A 20,321-nucleotide genomic window follows, 5' to 3' on the forward strand; every position below is an offset into this window, starting at 1 on the left:
TGAAAGGCGAGTATTGATAAAAATCCACGCAGTGTTGTAAGCGAAGTAATTTAAGGTGAGTGGTTTTGACTACTCACCTTTTTCTTTAGATAGAAAGAGTTAAGGGACAAGAAATGAGTCATCCAATTGAACAATTAGAACAAATTATGGCGAAGCTACGCGACCCGCAAAGTGGTTGCCCTTGGGATTTAAAGCAAAGCTTCGACACCATTGTTCCTCACACTATCGAAGAAACGTACGAAGTGGTGGATGCGATTCATAATCGCGATTGGCCTAATTTGCAGGAAGAGTTGGGCGATCTGTTGTTCCAGGTGATTTTCTACAGCCAATTAGCAAAAGAGCAGGGGTTGTTTGATTTTTCCGCCGTGGTAGAAACCGTGAACGAAAAACTGACACGCCGTCATCCCCATGTGTTCGGCCAAGTCGAATTTGAGACAGAAGCAGAAATAAAAGCCAATTGGGAAGCAGAAAAGGCCAAAGAGAAAGCACAAATAGGCAAAAATGAGCAAAGTATTCTAGACTCAATACCAAACTCTCTACCTGCGTTAATGCGTGCTACAAAGATCCAGAAAAAATGCGCTCATTATGGTTTTGATTGGGATTCACTCGGGCCTGTGGTCGACAAAGTCAAAGAAGAAATTGAGGAAGTGGTGGAAGAGGCGCTTCAAGTCGATGTCGATGATGAAAAAGTGGAGCTTGAGCTGGGGGACCTGCTGTTTGCCACCGTCAACTTAGCGCGTCATTTGCAGGTCAATCCAGAAGCGGCATTGAGCAAGGCTAATCTCAAGTTTTCTAATCGATTCAAACAAGTAGAGCAAGGTGTACACGCAAAAGGTAAGAAGCTTGAAGAGTGCGATTTAGCAGAGTTGGATGCCATTTGGGATCAAGTGAAGCGCGCGGAACGCAGTCAAGCTGCCGAGTAGAAATTTGAGACACATTTGACTCAACTATTTTTTATTCAACTCGATTGGTGTTTATCCACTTTGATTTGAAGCAAAAAATAAAAAATTGGCGTGTGATAGATTTCACGTTGTGGCGGTTAGGGTCTTCTGGTATATTTTCGTCCCGTCCAGAAGAAATCCGTTTCCCTCATTCAACCAATTTCAGGTTAAACATGACGACAAATTACATTTTTGTTACTGGCGGGGTTGTATCCTCTCTAGGTAAAGGTATTGCAGCAGCATCTCTTGCAGCGATTTTAGAAGCTCGTGGTCTTAAAGTGACTATGATGAAGCTTGACCCTTACATCAACGTTGATCCAGGCACAATGAGCCCAACTCAACATGGTGAAGTGTTCGTTACAGAAGATGGCGCCGAAACAGACCTAGACCTTGGTCACTACGAGCGTTTCATCCGCACTAAGATGACTAAGCGCAACAACTTCACTGCAGGTCGTGTTTACTCAGACGTTCTCGCGAAAGAGCGTCGCGGTGACTACCTAGGTGCAACTATCCAAGTTATCCCTCATATCACAAACGATATCAAAGACCGCGTGATCAATGGTTCTCAAGGCCATGACGTTGCGATCGTTGAAGTGGGTGGTACTGTTGGTGATATCGAATCTCTACCATTTATGGAAGCGATTCGTCAGCTAGCCGTTGAAATCGGCCGTGAACGCGCTATGTTCATGCACCTAACACTTGTTCCTTACCTTGCAGCTGCAGGCGAAGTGAAAACAAAACCGACTCAGCACTCTGTTAAAGAGCTGCTATCAATCGGTATCCAACCAGATATACTAGTTTGCCGCTCAGATCGCATGATCCCAGCGAACGAGCGTAAGAAGATTGCGCTATTCTGTAACGTTCCTGAGAAAGCGGTAATCTCCATGAAGGACGTAGATTCTATCTACAAGATCCCTCAACTGATCAAATCTCAAGGTCTTGATGATCTCGTTTGTGCACGTTTCGGCATTAATGCGCCAGAAGCGGATCTGTCTGAATGGGAACAGGTGATTTACGAAGAAGCGAACCCAACTGGTGAAGTTACGATCGGTATGGTGGGTAAATACATCGAACTACCTGATGCGTATAAATCAGTAAACGAAGCGCTTAAACATGCAGGTTTGAAAAATCGCTTGAGCGTTAACATTAAATATGTAGACTCTCAGGACGTAGAAACCAAAGGCGTTGAAGTTCTGCAAGGACTTGACGCAATCCTTGTACCTGGTGGCTTTGGCGACCGTGGTATCGAAGGCAAGATTCTTGCGGCGAAATACGCTCGTGAGAACAAGGTTCCTTACCTAGGTATTTGCTTAGGTATGCAAGTGGCACTGATTGAATACGCGCGCAACGTTGCGGGTATGGAAGGTGCACATTCAACAGAATTTAACAAAGACACCAAGTACCCTGTGGTAGGTTTGATCACGGAATGGGTGGACAGTGAAGGTAACGTTGAAGAACGTACTGAATCGTCAAATCTTGGTGGTACGATGCGTCTAGGTTCGCAACTATGTCACCTAGCGAAAGGCACTAAAGCTCGTGAGCTATACGGTAGCGATACGATCCATGAACGTCACCGCCACCGTTACGAAGTGAACAACAATCTTCGTCCACAAATTGAAAAAGCAGGCCTAAAAGTATCCGGTCTGTCTGCGGACAAGAAACTGGTTGAGATGATCGAAAACCCGAACCACCCATGGTTTGTGGCAGCTCAGTTCCACCCAGAGTTCACTTCTACGCCACGTGACGGTCACCCACTGTTCTCTGGCTTTATTAAAGCAGCGGGTGAAAACGCGCGCGGCGAACTGAAGTAAAAGGATACGGGCGGTTGCAAAGGTTGTGCTGCCGCCCTTTAAATTTGACATTTATATTTGAACGAGAGGAAACATTAATGTCTAAGATCGTTAAAGTTCTAGGTCGTGAAATCATCGACTCACGTGGTAACCCAACTGTTGAAGCTGAAGTACACCTAGAAGGCGGTTTCGTAGGTATGGCAGCAGCTCCATCTGGCGCATCTACTGGTTCTCGCGAAGCGCTTGAGCTACGTGACGGTGACAAAGCACGTTTCCTAGGTAAAGGTGTTCTTAAAGCGATTGAAGCGGTAAACGGTGCAATCGCTGACGCTCTAGTTGGTAAAGATGCGAAAGATCAAGCAGCAATCGACGCTATCATGATCGAGCTAGACGGCACTGAAAACAAATCTAAGTTTGGTGCGAACGCAATCCTAGCTGTTTCTCTAGCTAACGCTAAAGCAGCGGCTGCTTCTAAAGGCATGCCTCTATACGAGCACATCGCTGAGCTAAACGGTACTGCTGGTCAGTTCTCTATGCCTCTACCAATGATGAACATCATCAACGGTGGTGAGCACGCTGACAACAACGTTGACATCCAAGAGTTCATGATCCAACCAGTTGGCGCAAAAACTCTGAAAGAAGCAGTTCGCATGGGTGCGGAAGTATTCCACAACCTAGCTAAAGTTCTTAAGTCTAAAGGCTACAACACTGCTGTTGGTGACGAAGGTGGTTTCGCTCCTAACCTTAAGTCTAACGCTGAAGCGCTAGAAGTTATCGCAGAAGCAGTTGCAGCAGCGGGTTACGTACTAGGTAAAGACGTTACTCTTGCTATGGACTGTGCAGCATCTGAGTTCTTCGACAAAGAAGCTGGCATCTACAACATGAAAGGTGAAGGCAAAACGTTCACTTCTGAAGAGTTCAACCACTACCTAGCTGGTCTAGTTGAGCAATTCCCAATCGTATCTATCGAAGATGGTCTAGACGAGTCTGATTGGGCTGGTTTCGCACACCAAACTCAACTTCTAGGCGACAAGATCCAACTAGTTGGTGACGATCTATTCGTTACAAACACTAAGATCCTAGCTGAAGGTATCGAGAAAGGCATTGCTAACTCTATCCTTATCAAGTTCAACCAAATCGGTTCTCTAACTGAGACTCTAGCTGCAATCAAGATGGCTAAAGACGCAGGTTACACAGCAGTAATCTCTCACCGTTCTGGCGAAACTGAAGATGCAACTATCGCTGATCTAGCGGTAGGTACTGCAGCAGGTCAAATCAAGACTGGTTCTATGAGCCGTTCTGACCGTGTTGCTAAGTACAACCAACTAATCCGTATCGAGGAAGCTCTAGGTGAGCGCGCTCCTTTCAACGGTCTTAAAGAAGTTAAAGGTCAAGCTTAATTCTTAATTGAATTAATCGCTTAGATTGAAGCTTTAAAAACACCCCGCTTTTGCGGGGTGTTTTTTATCGCCAATATTTCCGCGAGTCCCCTCTATCTTCGATAAATAAAAAAGTGACCGTGCATCAGACTCTGTCATTCTCTTCACTTGCTTCTGTCTAACCCTCTCTAGAGCCAATGAGCTAATTGTGCTATAAACAGGGCTTCATCAATCTTTCCTTCTAATAAGTCATAAGTAAATTGCCATGCGACTGTTTATTCTCGTTTTAACCTTACTGTTTGGTTGGCTGCAGTACACCCTGTGGTTTGGTAAAAATGGGGTTTCCGATTACTACACGATTGAAAGTGATATTGAAGCGCAGCAATTGGTGAACACCAAGTTGCAGGCAAGAAACAGCGAAATGTACGCAGAGATAGATGACTTGAAGCAAGGTCTTGATGCCATTGAAGAGCGTGCTCGTCACGAGCTGGGTATGCTGAAAGAAGGGGAGACGTTCTATCGCATTGTCGGTGAGGAGAATCAATAATGGCGCGTAGTATGACGTCATTGGTCGCAGTGGTACCAGCCGCAGGTGTCGGCAGTCGAATGAAGGCAGACCGACCAAAGCAGTATTTGCAGATTCACGGCAAAACCATTTTAGAACATACCATCGAAAGGTTGCTCTCTCACCCGGCCATTACACAAGTCGTCGTTGCCGTGAGTGAAGACGACCCCTATTACTCAGAGCTCGCCATTGCGCAGCATCCCGATATCGTTCGTGTTGCTGGTGGGAAAGAGCGAGCAGATTCGGTGTTATCGGCGTTACGTTTCCTTTCGCAGCAGCCACAAAAAACAGATTGGGTTCTCGTACATGATGCAGCAAGACCTTGTGTTGCTCATCAAGATATTGATGCCTTGATTGAACGCTGCTTCTCGCATGAAACGGGGGGGATTTTGGCGACGCCCGTACGTGACACCATGAAGCGCGCCAACGCACAACAAATGATCGACCATACAGTGGATCGCAATGCACTTTGGCATGCCTTAACGCCGCAAATGTTCAAAGCCGAAGTACTGACAGACGCGCTAAGCGATGCGTTGGCGCAAGGTGTGGCGATTACCGATGAAGCCTCTGCGCTAGAGTGGCGAGGAGAGCTGCCAGCTTTAGTTCAAGGGTGTTCGAGTAATATCAAAGTCACTCAACCTGAAGATTTTGCTTTAGCGGAATTTTATTTGAGCCGAGAAAAGGATAGAAAATGATTAGAATTGGTCACGGTTTCGATGTACACAAATTTGGTGGCGAAGGCCCGGTTATCATCGGTGGTGTTGCGGTTCCTTATGAACAAGGACTTATTGCTCACTCCGATGGTGATGTTGCTTTACATGCGTTAAGCGATGCTCTGCTGGGGGCGATTGCTGCGGGTGATATTGGTCGCCATTTCCCAGATACGGATGACAAATGGAAAGGGGCAGACAGTCGAGAATTGTTGAAAGACGTTTATCGCCGAGTCAAAGAACAAGGTTACAAACTGGGGAATGCGGATGTGACCATCATTGCACAAGCACCCAAAATGGCCCCTTATATCGATGCCATGCGTGAAGCCATTGCTCACGACTTGGAAACCGATATTCGTAACATTAATGTCAAAGCGACAACAACCGAGCGTTTGGGTTTTACAGGACGCAAAGAAGGTATTGCAACGGAAGCTGTTGTATTACTGATTAAGCAATAATATTAGCATTAGCAAAACTGGCAGTGGATAGTTCTATGACAGACACTTTGGCTTCTCTGGCCTATTTAGCGGGTAAACCAACCGCACAAGCAAAAATCAAAGCAAAACCAGAACATTTTCAGGTAAGAGAAGACTTAGGTTTTGAGTTCACTGGTTCTGGTGAGCACTTGATGGTGCGCATTCGAAAAACTGGTGAGAACACCTCCTTTGTTGCCAATGAATTGGCGAAAGCATGTGGCGTGAAATCAAAAGACGTCAGTTGGGCTGGCTTGAAAGATCGCCACGCGGTGACGGAACAATGGCTTAGTGTCCATTTGCCTAAAGCGGAAACACCGGATTTTTCCGCTTTCCTCGCACAGTACCCATCGATTGAAATTCTCACGACCGCTCGTCATAACAAGAAATTACGTCCTGGAGACCTTGTTGGGAACGATTTTGTTGTGACGCTATCCGAAGTCTCGGATGTGGACGATGTGCTCAAACGTCTAGAGACGGTTGCAAAACTCGGTGTTCCAAATTACTTCGGTAATCAGCGTTTTGGTAACAATGGCAATAACCTGCAAGAAGCAAAACGTTGGGGTAGAGACAATGTTCGTAGCCGCAATCAAAATCAACGTAGCCTCTACTTGTCTGCTGCGCGTTCGTGGATCTTCAACTTAATTGTCTCGGCGCGACTTGAGCAATCACTGTTTGATAAGGTTTTGCTTGGCGACATCCTGTTTAAGGGGGATGAACAGCTATTGGTGAGTGCAGAAAATCATGCGGATCTCCAGTCTCAATATGATGCTGGCGACTTGGTGATCAGTGGTGCCTTGGCTGGCGATAATGCCTTGCCGACTCAAGATGACGCGTTGGCGCTAGAGCAAGTGTTCTTAGATGCTGAACCCGATCTTATGGCGCTGATTCGCGGCAATCGCATGAGACACGATCGCCGAGCGATCGCATTGAAGCCAGCCAATCTCAGTTGGCAAGTGGATGGCAATAACATCATCCTGACTTTCTCGCTCGATGCTGGCTCTTTTGCTACGTCTATTATCCGCGAGCTAGTACAAGAAATCGCGTTTGAAAGAGAATTCTAATTATCATGGAAGATAAGCAAGCTAAACCGCTGCGCATTTTGCTGAGTAATGACGATGGCGTTTTCGCAGAAGGTATTCGCACGTTAGCCAGTGAGCTAAGAACATTGGCAGAAGTGATCATCGTTGCTCCGGATCGCAATCGCTCAGGAGCGTCGAACTCGTTAACACTGGAACAGCCGCTGCGAGTGACCTGTGTTGAAGAAAATGTGTATTCAGTGCAAGGCACGCCGACAGATTGTGTCCATTTTGCTTTAAACGAACTACTGAAAAATGATCTCCCAGACTTAGTGTTAAGTGGCATCAATCATGGCGCCAATCTGGGGGATGACGTGCTTTATTCGGGCACGGTCGCCGCAGCGATGGAAGGGCATTTTCTTGGCGTGCAGTCGATCGCTTTTTCTTTGGTTGGCAAAACCCACTTTAAAACCGCAGCAACCATTGCCAAGCGGATCGTTGAGCAACATTTAGCGAAACCTATTCCGACCAATCGTTTATTGAATATCAATATTCCGGATCTGCCGCTCGAACAGCTAGAAGAGATACGAGTGACTCGTTTAGGCGCGCGCCATCATGCAGAGAATATGATCAAGCAGCTTGATCCCCGTGGTCATGAAATCTATTGGTTAGGCCCTCCGGGTAAAGAGCAAGATGCGGGGGAGGGAACCGATTTTCATGCGATTGAACAAGGCTATGTGTCCATTACACCACTGCAAGTTGATTTAACTGCCCATGAATCGCTCCGAGCGATGGATACTTGGCTAAAGGAAAAGTAATCATGAGCAATCCTCAAGCAGAAAGATTGGTTCATTTCTTAGCGGTCAATGGCATCCGTGATAGCGAAGTGCTATCTGCCATCGCTCGTGTACCGAGAGAGTGTTTTTTGTCACAAGCTATGATGCATCAGGCTTATGACAACAACGCATTGCCTATTGGTCAAGGTCAGACGATCTCTCAGCCCTATATTGTGGCCAAAATGACGGAACTTTTGCGTCTCAAAAGAGACAGTAAAGTATTGGAAATTGGCACTGGATCGGGTTATCAAACCGCAGTATTAGCGCTTCTGGTTGAGCATGTATATTCTGTTGAGCGAATCAAATCTTTACAGTGGGATGCAAAACGTCGCTTAAAACAGTTGGATATTTACAATGTCTCGACGAAGCATGGCGACGGCTGGCTTGGTTGGGAAAATAAAGGACCTTTTGACGCGATCATTGTGACCGCCGCAGCGGAAAGTGTTCCACCAGTGTTACTTCAACAATTGAATGATGGTGGCCGCATGGTACTCCCTGTTGGTACGGATGAGCAGCAGTTGATCTTGATTGAGCGTCAAAAAGATCAGTTTGTTTCCCAAGTGATTGAAGCGGTGAACTTTGTGCCGCTGATCGCCGGAGACTTGGCATAATTTGAGATTAGGTGTGAGTAAGCGTCTTTATTTACGTGGGTCAATGATTCTCAGTACAGCTTTACTGGTAGGCTGTGCTGCGCATATTCCTGCGCCGGTAACGGGATTGAGTAAAGACTATAACGCGGTTGATCGTGGTAGCTATCGTGGCAGCTACTACGAAGTTGAAAAGGGCGATACGCTGTATTTTATATCCTACGTCACAGATAAAGATGTAAATGAGTTAATCCGTTTCAATAATTTGACAGAGCCTTACACGATTTATCCGGGCCAGAAACTCAAGTTATGGGCACCTGCTTATGTCGCACCCAAATATGGCCAAACGGTAGAAGCCCCTGTTACCACTGTGGTTGCTGCGTCAACTGTCGCGGTGGTGGCTCCCAAACCAACACCGACAACGCCAAAAAAATCGAATAATAACTCTACTCAGAAACCCGCAAAACCTGCGCCTCAAGTGGTTAAAAAAGATCCAGTTAAGGGTATTGATCAATCCAAACCAAAGGAGTATGTTGGTTCAAAAGGTAAAGAAAATGTTAAACCTGTCACTTCACCACCACCGGCAAATAACCAAAAAATAGCCAAGTGGCAGTGGCCAACAAAAGGGAGAGTAATCAAAAACTTCTCTGCAGGAGAACAAGGAAATAAAGGCATTGATATCGCAGGACAGCGAGGTCAGCCTATCGTTTCAACGGCAGGAGGTACCGTGGTTTATTCGGGTAACGCGCTAAGAGGTTATGGCAATTTAATCATTGTTAAACATAACGATAATTACCTCAGTGCGTATGCGCATAACGATCGGTTGTTGGTATCGGAAGGGCAAAGTGTTAAAGCTGGGCAACAAATCGCCACAATGGGCAGTTCTGGAGCCAAAACAGTGATGCTGCATTTTGAAATTCGTTACCAAGGTAAATCAGTGAATCCAAAGCGCTATTTACCGTAAATCAACTTTGAAACAACTTGCGACACAACTAGCGACATTTAAAGTTGTAATGTCTTGCTAACTCGCCATGGGGAGGCGTTATGAGTATCAGCAACACAGTCACCAAAGTTAAAGATTTCGATGTTAATCAGATGGATGATGATTTTAACGACGATATCGAGATTAATGAAAAAGAAGATCTTACCGAAGAAAAAGTCAAACTTCGCGAGGAGTTTGATGCCAGCAACAAGAGCTTAGACGCGACGCAGCTCTATCTAGGAGAAATTGGCTTTTCTCCACTATTAACCGCAGAAGAAGAAGTGCTTTATGCTCGACGTGCATTACGAGGCGATGAAGCCGCGCGTAAACGTATGATTGAAAGTAACTTACGTCTAGTGGTTAAGATTTCCCGCCGTTACAGTAATCGCGGTCTGGCACTGCTTGATTTGATTGAAGAGGGTAACCTTGGTTTGATCCGTGCGGTAGAGAAATTCGATCCAGAGCGTGGTTTCCGCTTCTCGACTTACGCAACATGGTGGATTCGCCAAACCATCGAACGTGCTTTAATGAATCAGACTCGAACCATCCGTTTACCTATCCATGTTGTTAAAGAGCTGAACATTTATCTACGTACGGCGCGTGAGCTTTCTCAAAAACTCGATCATGAGCCAACCGCTGAAGAGATCGCTGCGCAACTGGATATTCCGGTTGACGATGTGAGCAAAATGCTGCGTTTGAACGAGCGCATTAGCTCTGTCGATACGCCGATTGGTGGAGATGGAGAGAAGGCGTTATTGGATATTATTCCTGATGCAAACAACTCAGACCCAGAGGTTTCAACGCAAGATGAAGACATGCGTGTTTCCTTGATTCATTGGTTGGAAGAGCTCAATCCGAAACAAAAAGAAGTGTTGGCACGTCGCTTTGGTTTGTTGGGCTATGAGCCTTCAACACTGGAAGAAGTTGGGCAAGAGATTGGTTTAACTCGTGAGCGAGTGCGCCAGATTCAGGTTGAAGGGTTACGTCGCCTCCGTGAAGTTCTGATCAAACAAGGTCTGAATATGGAAAATTTGTTTGATATCGATATGGATTGAATCTGCATTCTCCAATAGAAAAAAGGCTATGGAATCATAGCCTTTTGTCATTTTAGTGATGTTCGTTTTAAAATGTTAGAGCATTTTCTTTAAACGATATAGGGCTTCTAACGCTTGGCGTGGGGTCAGATCATCCGGATCGATGCTGGCCAACGCTTGTTCTACTTCACTTGGCTCTGGAATGAGGCTTAATTGGTTAGCGATATCCACCGTTCTTGCTTTCGGCTGCGAACCCTCTGCGCTGAGTAGCTCAAGTTGAGACAATTTTTGACGGGCGTTTTTAATCACCGTTTTTGGAACGCCCGCTAACCCCGCCACCGCCAAACCGTAGGATTTGCTTGCCGCCCCCTCTTGTACGGCGTGCATAAAGGCGATGCTGTCGCCATGCTCAACCGCATCAAGATGCACGTTGGCCAAGTGAGGGAGTTGATTTGGCAGTTCTGTCAGTTCAAAGTAATGCGTCGCAAATAGCGTCATTGCCCCAATCTGAGTCGCAAGCCAGTGTGCGCTTGCCCACGCTAGGGAAAGACCATCATAGGTACTGGTACCACGGCCAATTTCATCCATCAAAACTAAGCTATTTGCTGTCGCGTTGTGCAAGATATTGGCTGTTTCTGTCATTTCTACCATGAAGGTTGAACGACCTGACGCGAGATCATCCGATGCACCAATTCGAGTAAAGATGCGATCAATTGAGCCAATGGTGGCCGATTCTGCAGGAACGTAAGAACCAATGTGCGCCATTAAAGCAATCAATGCGGTTTGGCGCATGTAGGTGGACTTACCCCCCATGTTTGGACCGGTGATGATCAACATTTTACGTTGGCTGTTCAGTTCAATTGGGTTGGCAATAAAGGGATCGGAAGTGACTTGTTCTACCACAGGGTGACGACCCGCGGTAATGTGAACGACTGGATCTTTGGTCAAATTTGGGCGGCAATAATCCAGCGTATCAGCACGCTCCGCCAAATTTTGCAATACATCCAATTGTGCAACCGCTGCTGCCAACTCTTGCAAACGGGCTAGGTGAGGTAGCAATAAATCAAAGAGCTCTTCCCACAGTTGCTTTTCAATGGCTAATGCTTTCGATTTTGAGTTGAGAACTTTGTCTTCGTGCTCTTTCAGTTCAGGAATGATGTAACGTTCAGCGTTTTTCAGCGTTTTTCAGCGTTTGACGGCGAACATAGTGTGGTGGAACCAAATGGCTTTGGCCGCGGCTTACTTGGATGTAGAAACCGTGGACATTGTTGTATCCCACTTTCAGTGTATCGATACCGTGGCGATCACGCTCTTCCTCTTCGAGTTTTTCCAAGTAGCCCGTGGCACCGTCTGCAAGATCGCGCCATTCATCCAAATCAGCGCTGTACCCTTCGGCAATGACCCCACCATCGCGAATCACGACCGGCGGGTTTTCTTTAATGGCACGCTCGAGCAATTCACACACATCATCCATTGGAGCGGCTGCCGTGGCCAGTGATTTGAGATGGCTATTGCCCAGTGAAGACAGCGTTTGAGCCAATTCGGGTAGCTGTTGCATCGCATGGCGTAATCGCGCGAGATCGCGTGGACGAGCAGAGCGGAGTGCTAAGCGAGCCAAAATACGTTCAATATCGCCGATTTGTTTCACCACAGGATGAATATCGCTAAATAGAGCTTGTTCTTTCAGTTCGGCGATGGCGTCTAGGCGATGCTCTCGCGTGGTAATACAGCGCATTGGTTGATGGATCCAACGTTTCAGCATCCGGCTTCCCATCGGCGTTGCACAATGATCCAAAACCGCAGCAAGCGTGTTGTCACTTCCGCCAGCAAGGTTTTGAGTCAATTCGAGATTGCGTCTGGTCGCGGCATCAAGGATAACCGAGTCATCTTGGCGATCATAAGTAAGCGCGCGGATATGAGGAAGTGCTGTACGTTGAGTATCTTTGACATACTGGATCAAGCAACCTGCTGCGCACAACCCTAACATCGCATTTTCTACGCCAAAACCGACCAAGTCTTTGGTGCCAAATTGCTGGTTGAGCTGTTGTTTGGCCGTTTCGAGTTCGAACTCCCAAACTGGACGACGACGGTTGCCGTTACGGCCTGTCATCAAATGAACGGGCTCAAAATCTTCTGGGAAGAGTAACTCACGCGGAGAGGTGCGTTGTAGCTCAGCAGCCATTGCCTCTTCTGACTGAGGTTCAACCAATTGGAAACGACCAGAGGTGACATCCAAGGTGGCGTAGCCGAATTTGCCATTGTGGTGATAAATCGCGGCAATTAAGTTATCCAAACGTTCAGACAGTAAAGCTTCATCCGTTACCGTACCCGGCGTGACAATACGAACGACTTTGCGCTCTACTGGGCCTTTACCGGTGGCAGGATCGCCAACTTGTTCGCAGATCGCGACCGACTCCCCAAGCTGAACCAATTTGGCTAAATACCCTTCAACGGCATGGAATGGCACACCTGCCATCGGAATGGGTTCTCCTGCCGAAGCACCGCGCTTGGTGAGAGAAATATCCAGCAATTGCGACGCCTTCTTTGCATCATCGTAAAAAAGTTCGTAGAAGTCGCCCATGCGATAAAACAGCAAAATATCGGGATTTTCTGCCTTCAATCTGAGGTATTGCTGCATCATTGGGGTATGTTGTTGTTCAGCTTTCACGGTTTTTATCTTTAGTTTGGACTGTTTGCGGCTTAGGATACGTGAATCACTGATAGTGTAAAAGAGAGAAAAGGGAAATCGGCATGCAATCACTAATACAATTATCAGAACAACTGGGTGAGCGTCTTTTGCAACAAGGTGAAGTGTTGGCTACCGCCGAATCGTGTACTGGCGGTGGCGTTGCAAACATAGTTACGGAAGTCGCAGGCAGCTCGGCTTGGTTTGATCGTGCATTTGTCACTTACAGCAATGAAGCAAAACAAGAAATGTTGGGGGTGGCAGAAAAAACCTTGGCCGACTTTGGTGCGGTCTCGGAGGCGGTGGTCAAAGAAATGGTACTGGGGACTTTAGCCCATTCGAATGCAACTATCGCGGTTTCCATTAGCGGCATTGCAGGGCCGAGCGGCGGTAGCCCGGAAAAGCCTGTTGGCACTGTTTGTTTTGGTTTTGCGGATAAGCATGGGTGGCTACGGTGTGAGACTTGCTATTTTGCTGGCGATAGAGCAAAAGTTCGCATACAAGCGATTGAATACAGTTTAAAAGTCTTGTGTGATGCGCTACTGAAAAATGGCAGTGAACGTCAATAACAGGCGAAATTTTTTTACACAGGGGTGGACACTGTACAAATCAACAGTATAATGAGCCCCAACATGACAAACATTGTCGACCCTATTTCGACATAATTACCTATCACCTGAGAGTGACTATCTGGAGAGAGTAATGGACGAGAACAAACAGAAGGCACTGGCCGCCGCACTAGGTCAAATTGAAAAGCAGTTCGGTAAAGGTTCAATCATGCGCCTAGGTGACAACCGTGCGATGGATGTTGAAACCATCTCGACAGGTTCACTATCTCTGGATATTGCGCTGGGTGCGGGTGGCTTACCAATGGGCCGTATCGTTGAAATTTTTGGTCCAGAATCTTCAGGTAAAACCACGTTGACCCTTGAGCTGATCGCTGCGGCTCAACGTGAAGGCAAAACTTGTGCGTTTATCGATGCCGAGCACGCGTTGGATCCTGTGTATGCGAAGAAGCTTGGCGTTAATATCGACCAGTTGTTGGTATCTCAGCCTGACACCGGTGAACAAGCATTGGAAATCTGTGATGCTCTTGCTCGCTCAGGTGCGGTTGACGTTATTGTTGTCGACTCTGTTGCAGCATTGACGCCAAAGGCAGAAATCGAAGGTGAGATGGGCGACTCGCACATGGGTCTCCAAGCTCGTATGCTCTCTCAAGCGATGCGTAAGTTAACGGGTAACCTAAAGCAGTCTAACTGTATGTGTATCTTCATCAACCAGATCCGTATGAAGATCGGGGTGATGTTTGGTAACCCAGAAACCACAACGGGTGGTAACGCACTGAAATTCTACGCTTCTGTTCGTCTTGATATTCGCCGTACTGGTGCGATCAAAGAAGGTGATGAGGTAGTGGGTAACGAAACGCGTATCAAAGTGGTGAAGAATAAGATCGCTGCGCCGTTTAAAGAAGCCAATACTCAAATTATGTACGGCCAAGGCTTTAACCGCGAAGGTGAACTGATTGACCTAGGCGTGAAATGTAAGCTGATTGAAAAATCAGGCGCTTGGTACAGCTATAACGGCGACAAAATTGGCCAAGGTAAAGCGAACGCTTGTAAGTACCTGAAAGAAAACGTAGATGTAGCAAAAGTATTGGATACGAAATTACGTGAATTGTTGCTTTCTTCAGCAAACATCAGCGATGAATCGGCAGAGTTAGTCGAAGAAATGCCAGAGCAAGAAGAGTTTTAATTTCAGCCTCTATTTTATTAAGCCCTGCAATGCAGGGCTTTTTTCTTCTATTTTCCATTTCGGATTCATTGTTATTACTTATCCCCCTATTTAAGGAGTTCTGATGCATCATCGCTTTACGCCGCCAATGATGAGTTGCAAAGACACGGCGATTCAACTGCTCAGTCGACGAGATCATGGTCAGTATGAGTTGAGGCAAAAGCTCACAGTTAAAGGGTATGCTAGTCAAGATATTGAAAGTGCAATGCATTTTTGCTTGGAACATGGTTATCTTGATGATCTTCGTTATGCCAAAAGCCAAATTCGACAACACGTTGGAAAAGGGCATGGCGAAAGACGCATACGGCAGGAGTTATCGCTTAAACAAGTGTCTGATTCTGTCGTTGAAAATGCATTTGCGGAAGAGCCACAAGATTGGTTTGAGTTAGCCAAATTCGTTGCGATGAAAAAGTTCAACGGAGTGAAGGCCAAAGAACAAAAAGAGTATGCAAAACAAGTTCGCTTTCTCCAATATCGTGGTTTTTCATTTGAACAGATACGCTATGCGTTGAGCGATGAAGCATAATGTTTCCGTCAGTTCCCTGCCAATTTTCTCTCCTCACATTCGTGAAGAAATCATGATTTCCCGCGATTAAACGATTTTTTCATTTCATCCGCTCTTTTCCATAAGAAAACTAGTCGAAGCTTTAAGCATGATCTACAATACGGCAAAATTCTAACTCGACTATTTTCAGGAAGAGCTGCATGTACATGAGCACTGATGAGGTTCGTAACGCGTTCCTCAAGTTCTTTGAGAGCAAAGGACACCAAATCGTAGACAGTTCATCGTTGGTTCCACATAACGATCCAACCCTGCTATTTACTAACGCAGGTATGAACCAATTTAAAGATTGCTTCTTAGGCGCCGAAAAGCGTGCCTACACTCGAGCAACTACGGCTCAACGTTGCGTACGTGCAGGTGGTAAACACAATGACCTAGAAAACGTAGGTTTTACCGCTCGTCACCATACTTTCTTTGAAATGCTAGGTAACTTCAGCTTTGGTGACTACTTCAAAGAAGACGCGATTGCTTTTGCTTGGGAATTCCTAACTGAGACGCTAAAACTGCCAAAAGATCGCCTTTTGGTCACGGTTTACGAAACGGATGATGAAGCTTTTGATATCTGGAACCAAAAAGTCGGTGTGCCAGCTGATCGCATCATTCGCATCGGCGATAAAAAAGGTGGCAAGCAGTATGAGTCAGACAACTTCTGGACTATGGGTGACACAGGCCCGTGTGGTCCTTGTACTGAGATCTTTTATGACCACGGTGAACACATTTGGGGCGGTCGTCCTGGCACTCCTGAAGAGGATGGTGACCGTTTCATCGAAATCTGGAACAACGTTTTCATGCAGTTCAACCGCCATGCCGATGGTACGATGGAGCCGCTTCCTAAGCCGTCTGTTGATACCGGTATGGGCATTGAGCGTATTTCTGCCATCATGCAGGGCGTACATTCAAACTATGAAATTGATGTATTCCAAAAGCTAATCAAAGCGACAGCTGAGATCGTGGGTTGTGAAGACCTATCAAACCAGTCGCTACGCGTTATCGCAGACCACATCCGCTCTTGTTCATTCCTAATCGCGGATGGCGTTATGCCTTCAAACGAAGGTCGTGGTTACGTGCTACGTCGCATTATTCGTCGTGCCGTTCGTCACGGTAACAAGCTAGGTGCACAAGGCGTATTCTTCCACAAACTTGTCGGCGTATTGGCTGAAGTGATGGGCAGTGCCGCGGACGAACTGAAGAAGCAACAAGCGGTTGTTGAAAAAGTACTTCGCATCGAAGAAGAAAACTTTGGCCGCACATTAGAGCGCGGCATGGTGATCCTCAATGAAGCACTCGATGCACTTGAAGGTAAAGAACTTGATGGTGAAACGGTATTCAAGCTTTATGACACTTACGGTTTCCCAGCTGACTTAACGAACGATGTTGCTCGTGAGCGTGATTTCACTATCGACGAAGCTGGTTTCGAGAAAGCGATGGAAGAGCAACGTCAGCGTGCTCGTGAAGCTGGTCAATTTGGTACCGATTACAACGCGAAAATCAAAGTAGACGCACAATCTGAATTTTGTGGTTACTCCTCAACACAAGAGCGTAGCGATGTGGTTGCTCTGTTTGTTGAAGGTGAAGAGACCGCAACGCTTTCTGCAGGCGACAAAGCGATCGTCATTCTGCAAGAAACGCCTTTCTACGCTGAATCGGGTGGTCAATGTGGCGATAGCGGCGTGTTGAAAACAGAATCCGGTCTATTCCAAGTGGAAGACACCCAGAAGTTGGGTAATGCCATTGCACATCACGGTGTGTTGGTTGAAGGTGTATTGGCAAAAGGTGATCAAGTTACTGCGATCGTGGACGCTGAGCGCCGCGCTGCCATTTCACTTAACCACTCTGCGACGCACTTGCTTCACGCCGCTCTACGCCAAGTGCTTGGTGAGCACGTAGCGCAAAAAGGCTCATTGGTGAAGGCAGAGAACTTACGCTTTGACTTCTCACATCTAGAAGCGGTTACGGCAGCAGAGCTGAAAGAAGTTGAGCGTCTGGTGAATGCTCAGATTCGTCGTAATCATGCCATTGAAACCAACATCATGGACATCGAATCGGCGAAGCAGAAAGGGGCTATGGCGCTGTTCGGTGAGAAATACGATGACGAAGTTCGTGTGTTGTCTATGGGTGATTTCTCTACCGAACTTTGTGGTGGTATTCACGCATCAAATACCGGTGATATTGGCTTGTTCAAGATCACTTCAGAAGGTGGTATTGCGGCGGGTATTCGCCGTATTGAAGCGGTAACTGGCGAAGCTGCGTTGGAGGCAATTGACGCTCAAGCTCGTAAGTTTGAAGAGAAACTTCAAGATGCAGCGAATAAAGCGAAGTCGCTAGAGAAAGAAATTCAACAGCTTAAAGACAAGTTGGCTTCACAAGCAAGCGCAAATTTGATTGATCAAGTAAAAGAAATTGCGGGTGTGAAAGTCTTAGTAGCGAAGCTTGACGGTGCTGATAACAAAGCGCTGCGCGGCATGGTGGATGAGCTGAAAAACCAAATGGGCAGCGGCATCATTATGTTGGGTAACGTTGCTGATGACAAAGTGGGCCTTATCGCGGGTGTGACCCAAGATTTGACTTCAAAAGTGAAAGCAGGCGAGCTCGTTAACATGGTTGCGCAGCAAGTGGGTGGTAAAGGTGGTGGCCGCCCAGATATGGCACAGGCTGGTGGTACCGATAGCTCGGCTCTACCTTCAGCTCTGGCATCTGTCGACGCGTGGATCGCTGAACGTCTTTAATTTATAAATCATAACGCTCAATCAAAGTTTTTTTGATTGAGCGTATTTTTTTTGTGTCAACCAAGTGGTTTAATTGGCGGAAATTTAAACAGACCAATTACACTGCTTGGTTTTTTATGTAACTACTGCGGAATATTTGTCAGATCAAATAGGAAGTGGTCCGAATGAGACTTTGGTCTTGGGAAGGTGAAGACTGGTGAAAAAATCCCTTATCGTGCAAAAGTTCGGCGGAACCTCTATGGGTTCGATTGAAAGAATTCATACAGTGGCTGAACACATCATTAAGGCGAAAAATGATGGTAATCAAGTTGTCGTTGTTGTCTCTGCGATGGCAGGTGAAACCAACCGACTATTGGACTTGGCTAAGCAGGTAGATAGTGTACCTACGGCCCGGGAACTTGATGTTTTGCTCTCTGCTGGTGAGCAAGTGTCTATGGCACTGCTAGCAATGACGCTGAATAAATTAGGCTATGCAGCGCGCTCACTTACCGGAGCACAAGCGAATATTGTGACGGATACTCAGCACAATGACGCGACGATTAAACACATTGATACGACGCCAATTAACGAGCTACTTGAACAAGATCAGATCGTGATTGTCGCAGGTTTTCAGGGTGTGAATGAAAATGGGGATATCACCACTTTAGGTCGAGGCGGCTCCGATACGAGTGCCGTGACATTAGCTGGCGCATTAGCGGCTGATGAATGTCAAATCTTTACCGACGTTGATGGTATTTATACGTGTGATCCACGTGTGGTTAAAACGGCTCAGAAGCTGGACATTATCGATTTTCCTTCCATGGAAGAGATGGCCAGAAAAGGAGCTAAAGTACTGCATTTGCCTTGCGTTCAATTCGCTTGGGAAAATGAAGTGCCGCTGCGCGTGCTTTCGACCTTCGAGATTAATGAAGGGAGTCTGGTTAAAGGAGAAACTGGCACACAAGCTGTATGCGGTATAGCACTGCAACGCGATCTTGCCATGATTAAGGTCTCTAAAGAGTCTTTATCCAGCCTGACAAAGCAATGTCAGATGTTGGGTATTGAAATTTGGAATGTGATCGAAGAAGCAGATTGGGCAGGTATCATGATAAAACAGGATGCTTGTGCTAAGTTGGATCTGGTTTTCAGCGATAAAATCCGTAATAGTGAAGCAGTAAGCTTGTTGACCGTCGTCGGTCTTGAAGCGAATTCATTGATGCAACATGCATGTGATGCACTGACAACACAAGGTATAGCGATTCGTCATCAATGTGTGACGCCGTTGTCCAGTATGTTAGTTGTATCTCCTGAGAGTGTCGATCAGGCAGCAAACATACTGCACGATGCTTATATTAGTTCTAACGAAGCCTTAAATATTCAGCAGAAACAAGCCTTTTTAGGTTAATTTTCACAAACATGGTAGTTTACGAAAATATAACTTTTGTTGGATAATAGCCTCGTAGCTAGAGATTTAGAGATTACTCAAGGAGCAAAGAATGCTAATTTTGACTCGCCGCGTAGGCGAAACACTGATGATTGGTGACGAAGTGACAGTAACGGTACTGGGTGTTAAAGGCAACCAGGTTCGTATTGGTGTGAACGCTCCTAAAGACGTTTCTGTACACCGTGAAGAGATCTACATGCGCATTCAGGCTGAGAAAGGCAACGTTACCCCAGGTAACTACTAAGCTTAATCTCTGAATGATAGAGGCTGGCCATAAAGGTCAGCCTTTTTTATATCTGCAATTTCTTAAATGCTTTGTTCCGGGGATGAGAAAGCAAGGTGGTGAAACAACTTCCAACTTGGCAATTTAAGATGGGGTAGCTTTATGTTTAGCACAAGAAAGTTTCGTAAGTGATTGCTCAGATAATTTTCTCATTTGGTCGTGCATTTCATTGCACGACAATAAGGTCATTTTCTTGCTTAAAGGTTGTTTTTACAGCAACAAAGTTCATTAATCACACGTATTGATTAAATAGGCAACGCTTGAGCGGTATTGCGCTATTTTTTCAAAGAAAATGTTTGACTTATTTTTGGTAAATCGTAATATGTGCCTCCGCAAGACGGTGAGGTGGCCGAGAGGCTGAAGGCGCTCCCCTGCTAAGGGAGTATACGGTTTATCCCGTATCGAGGGTTCGAATCCCTCCTTCACCGCCATTCTTGCGAATCGTTTTACGATAGATTGCGCGCTCGTAGCTCAGCTGGATAGAGTACCTGGCTACGAACCAGGCGGTCAGAGGTTCGAATCCTCTCGAGCGCG

General features: G+C 46.3%; 17 protein-coding genes, 2 tRNA genes and 1 pseudogene. 19 read left to right on the forward strand and 1 reads right to left on the reverse strand.

The window, feature by feature from the left end; all coding sequences use genetic code 11:
• The first annotated feature begins 113 nt into the window (after positions 1-113).
• From mazG to rpoS, 11 genes are all read left to right on the forward strand, one after another.
• A complete protein-coding gene (gene mazG / locus PQQ36_RS18645) occupies positions 114-923 on the forward strand; it encodes a nucleoside triphosphate pyrophosphohydrolase (RefSeq protein WP_047108853.1) in 810 nt (269 codons plus the stop codon).
• A gap of 191 nt (positions 924-1,114) precedes the next feature.
• Positions 1,115-2,752, forward strand: coding sequence for a CTP synthase (locus tag PQQ36_RS18650; RefSeq protein WP_011079512.1), 1,638 nt, complete (start codon positions 1,115-1,117; stop codon positions 2,750-2,752).
• 77 nt (positions 2,753-2,829) lie between these two features.
• Positions 2,830-4,131, forward strand: coding sequence for a phosphopyruvate hydratase (eno, locus tag PQQ36_RS18655; protein WP_013571121.1), 1,302 nt, complete (start codon positions 2,830-2,832; stop codon positions 4,129-4,131).
• A 244-nt stretch (positions 4,132-4,375) separates the two neighbouring features.
• A complete protein-coding gene (gene ftsB / locus PQQ36_RS18660) occupies positions 4,376-4,657 on the forward strand; it encodes a cell division protein FtsB (RefSeq protein WP_011079514.1) in 282 nt (93 codons plus the stop codon).
• On the forward strand, positions 4,657-5,370 hold the full coding sequence (ispD, locus tag PQQ36_RS18665) for a 2-C-methyl-D-erythritol 4-phosphate cytidylyltransferase (RefSeq protein WP_225470998.1): 714 nt from the start codon (positions 4,657-4,659) through the stop codon (positions 5,368-5,370). The genes ftsB and ispD overlap by 1 nt, the downstream gene beginning before the upstream one ends.
• A complete protein-coding gene (gene ispF / locus PQQ36_RS18670) occupies positions 5,367-5,843 on the forward strand; it encodes a 2-C-methyl-D-erythritol 2,4-cyclodiphosphate synthase (protein WP_011151152.1) in 477 nt (158 codons plus the stop codon). The genes ispD and ispF overlap by 4 nt, the downstream gene beginning before the upstream one ends.
• 35 nt (positions 5,844-5,878) lie before the next feature.
• Complete coding sequence (gene truD, locus PQQ36_RS18675; RefSeq protein ID WP_011079517.1) at positions 5,879-6,922, forward strand: tRNA pseudouridine(13) synthase TruD; 1,044 nt, start codon at positions 5,879-5,881, stop codon at positions 6,920-6,922.
• Positions 6,923-6,927: 5 nt separating this feature from the next.
• Entirely contained in the window at positions 6,928-7,695 is a 768-nt protein-coding gene (gene surE / locus PQQ36_RS18680; protein WP_011079518.1) for a 5'/3'-nucleotidase SurE, read from the forward strand.
• A 2-nt stretch (positions 7,696-7,697) separates the two neighbouring features.
• Complete coding sequence (locus PQQ36_RS18685; RefSeq protein WP_011079519.1) at positions 7,698-8,324, forward strand: protein-L-isoaspartate(D-aspartate) O-methyltransferase; 627 nt, start codon at positions 7,698-7,700, stop codon at positions 8,322-8,324.
• Between the two features lie 43 nt (positions 8,325-8,367).
• Positions 8,368-9,264, forward strand: coding sequence for a peptidoglycan DD-metalloendopeptidase family protein (locus PQQ36_RS18690; RefSeq protein WP_011079520.1), 897 nt, complete (start codon positions 8,368-8,370; stop codon positions 9,262-9,264).
• Between the two features lie 80 nt (positions 9,265-9,344).
• Positions 9,345-10,337: an RNA polymerase sigma factor RpoS gene (gene rpoS, locus PQQ36_RS18695; RefSeq protein WP_011079521.1), complete on the forward strand. Its 993-nt coding sequence runs from the start codon at positions 9,345-9,347 to the stop codon at positions 10,335-10,337.
• Positions 10,338-10,412: 75 nt separating this feature from the next.
• Here the strand turns inward: rpoS and mutS are convergent.
• Positions 10,413-12,957, reverse strand: a pseudogene (mutS, locus tag PQQ36_RS18700) (DNA mismatch repair protein MutS).
• A gap of 110 nt (positions 12,958-13,067) precedes the next feature.
• Between mutS and pncC the strand changes: the two are divergent.
• The 8 genes from pncC to PQQ36_RS18740 all read left to right on the forward strand — a co-directional run bounded on the left by pncC (position 13,068) and on the right by PQQ36_RS18740 (position 20,321).
• Positions 13,068-13,571: a nicotinamide-nucleotide amidase gene (pncC, locus tag PQQ36_RS18705; protein ID WP_108654373.1), complete on the forward strand. Its 504-nt coding sequence runs from the start codon at positions 13,068-13,070 to the stop codon at positions 13,569-13,571.
• Positions 13,572-13,704: 133 nt separating this feature from the next.
• Positions 13,705-14,754 (forward strand): recombinase RecA, encoded by a 1,050-nt coding sequence (recA, locus tag PQQ36_RS18710; protein ID WP_026130625.1) that lies wholly within the window; start codon positions 13,705-13,707, stop codon positions 14,752-14,754.
• Between the two features lie 103 nt (positions 14,755-14,857).
• Positions 14,858-15,319 carry a recombination regulator RecX gene (gene recX / locus PQQ36_RS18715; RefSeq protein ID WP_273662196.1) on the forward strand — a complete coding sequence of 154 codons (462 nt, stop codon included), beginning with the start codon at positions 14,858-14,860 and terminating at the stop codon, positions 15,317-15,319.
• A gap of 179 nt (positions 15,320-15,498) precedes the next feature.
• Positions 15,499-18,081: an alanine--tRNA ligase gene (gene alaS / locus PQQ36_RS18720; protein WP_273662198.1), complete on the forward strand. Its 2,583-nt coding sequence runs from the start codon at positions 15,499-15,501 to the stop codon at positions 18,079-18,081.
• A gap of 196 nt (positions 18,082-18,277) precedes the next feature.
• Entirely contained in the window at positions 18,278-19,465 is a 1,188-nt protein-coding gene (locus PQQ36_RS18725; RefSeq protein ID WP_011151141.1) for an aspartate kinase, read from the forward strand.
• A gap of 91 nt (positions 19,466-19,556) precedes the next feature.
• On the forward strand, positions 19,557-19,748 hold the full coding sequence (gene csrA, locus PQQ36_RS18730; protein ID WP_011079528.1) for a carbon storage regulator CsrA: 192 nt from the start codon (positions 19,557-19,559) through the stop codon (positions 19,746-19,748).
• A gap of 378 nt (positions 19,749-20,126) precedes the next feature.
• Positions 20,127-20,218: transfer RNA gene (locus PQQ36_RS18735), tRNA-Ser, on the forward strand.
• Positions 20,219-20,247: 29 nt separating this feature from the next.
• Positions 20,248-20,321 (forward strand) — tRNA-Arg (locus PQQ36_RS18740).

The organism is Vibrio sp. CCUG 15886 (genome assembly GCF_028570825.1).
In the GTDB taxonomy this organism is placed as follows: Bacteria; Pseudomonadota; Gammaproteobacteria; order Enterobacterales; family Vibrionaceae; genus Vibrio; species Vibrio vulnificus_B.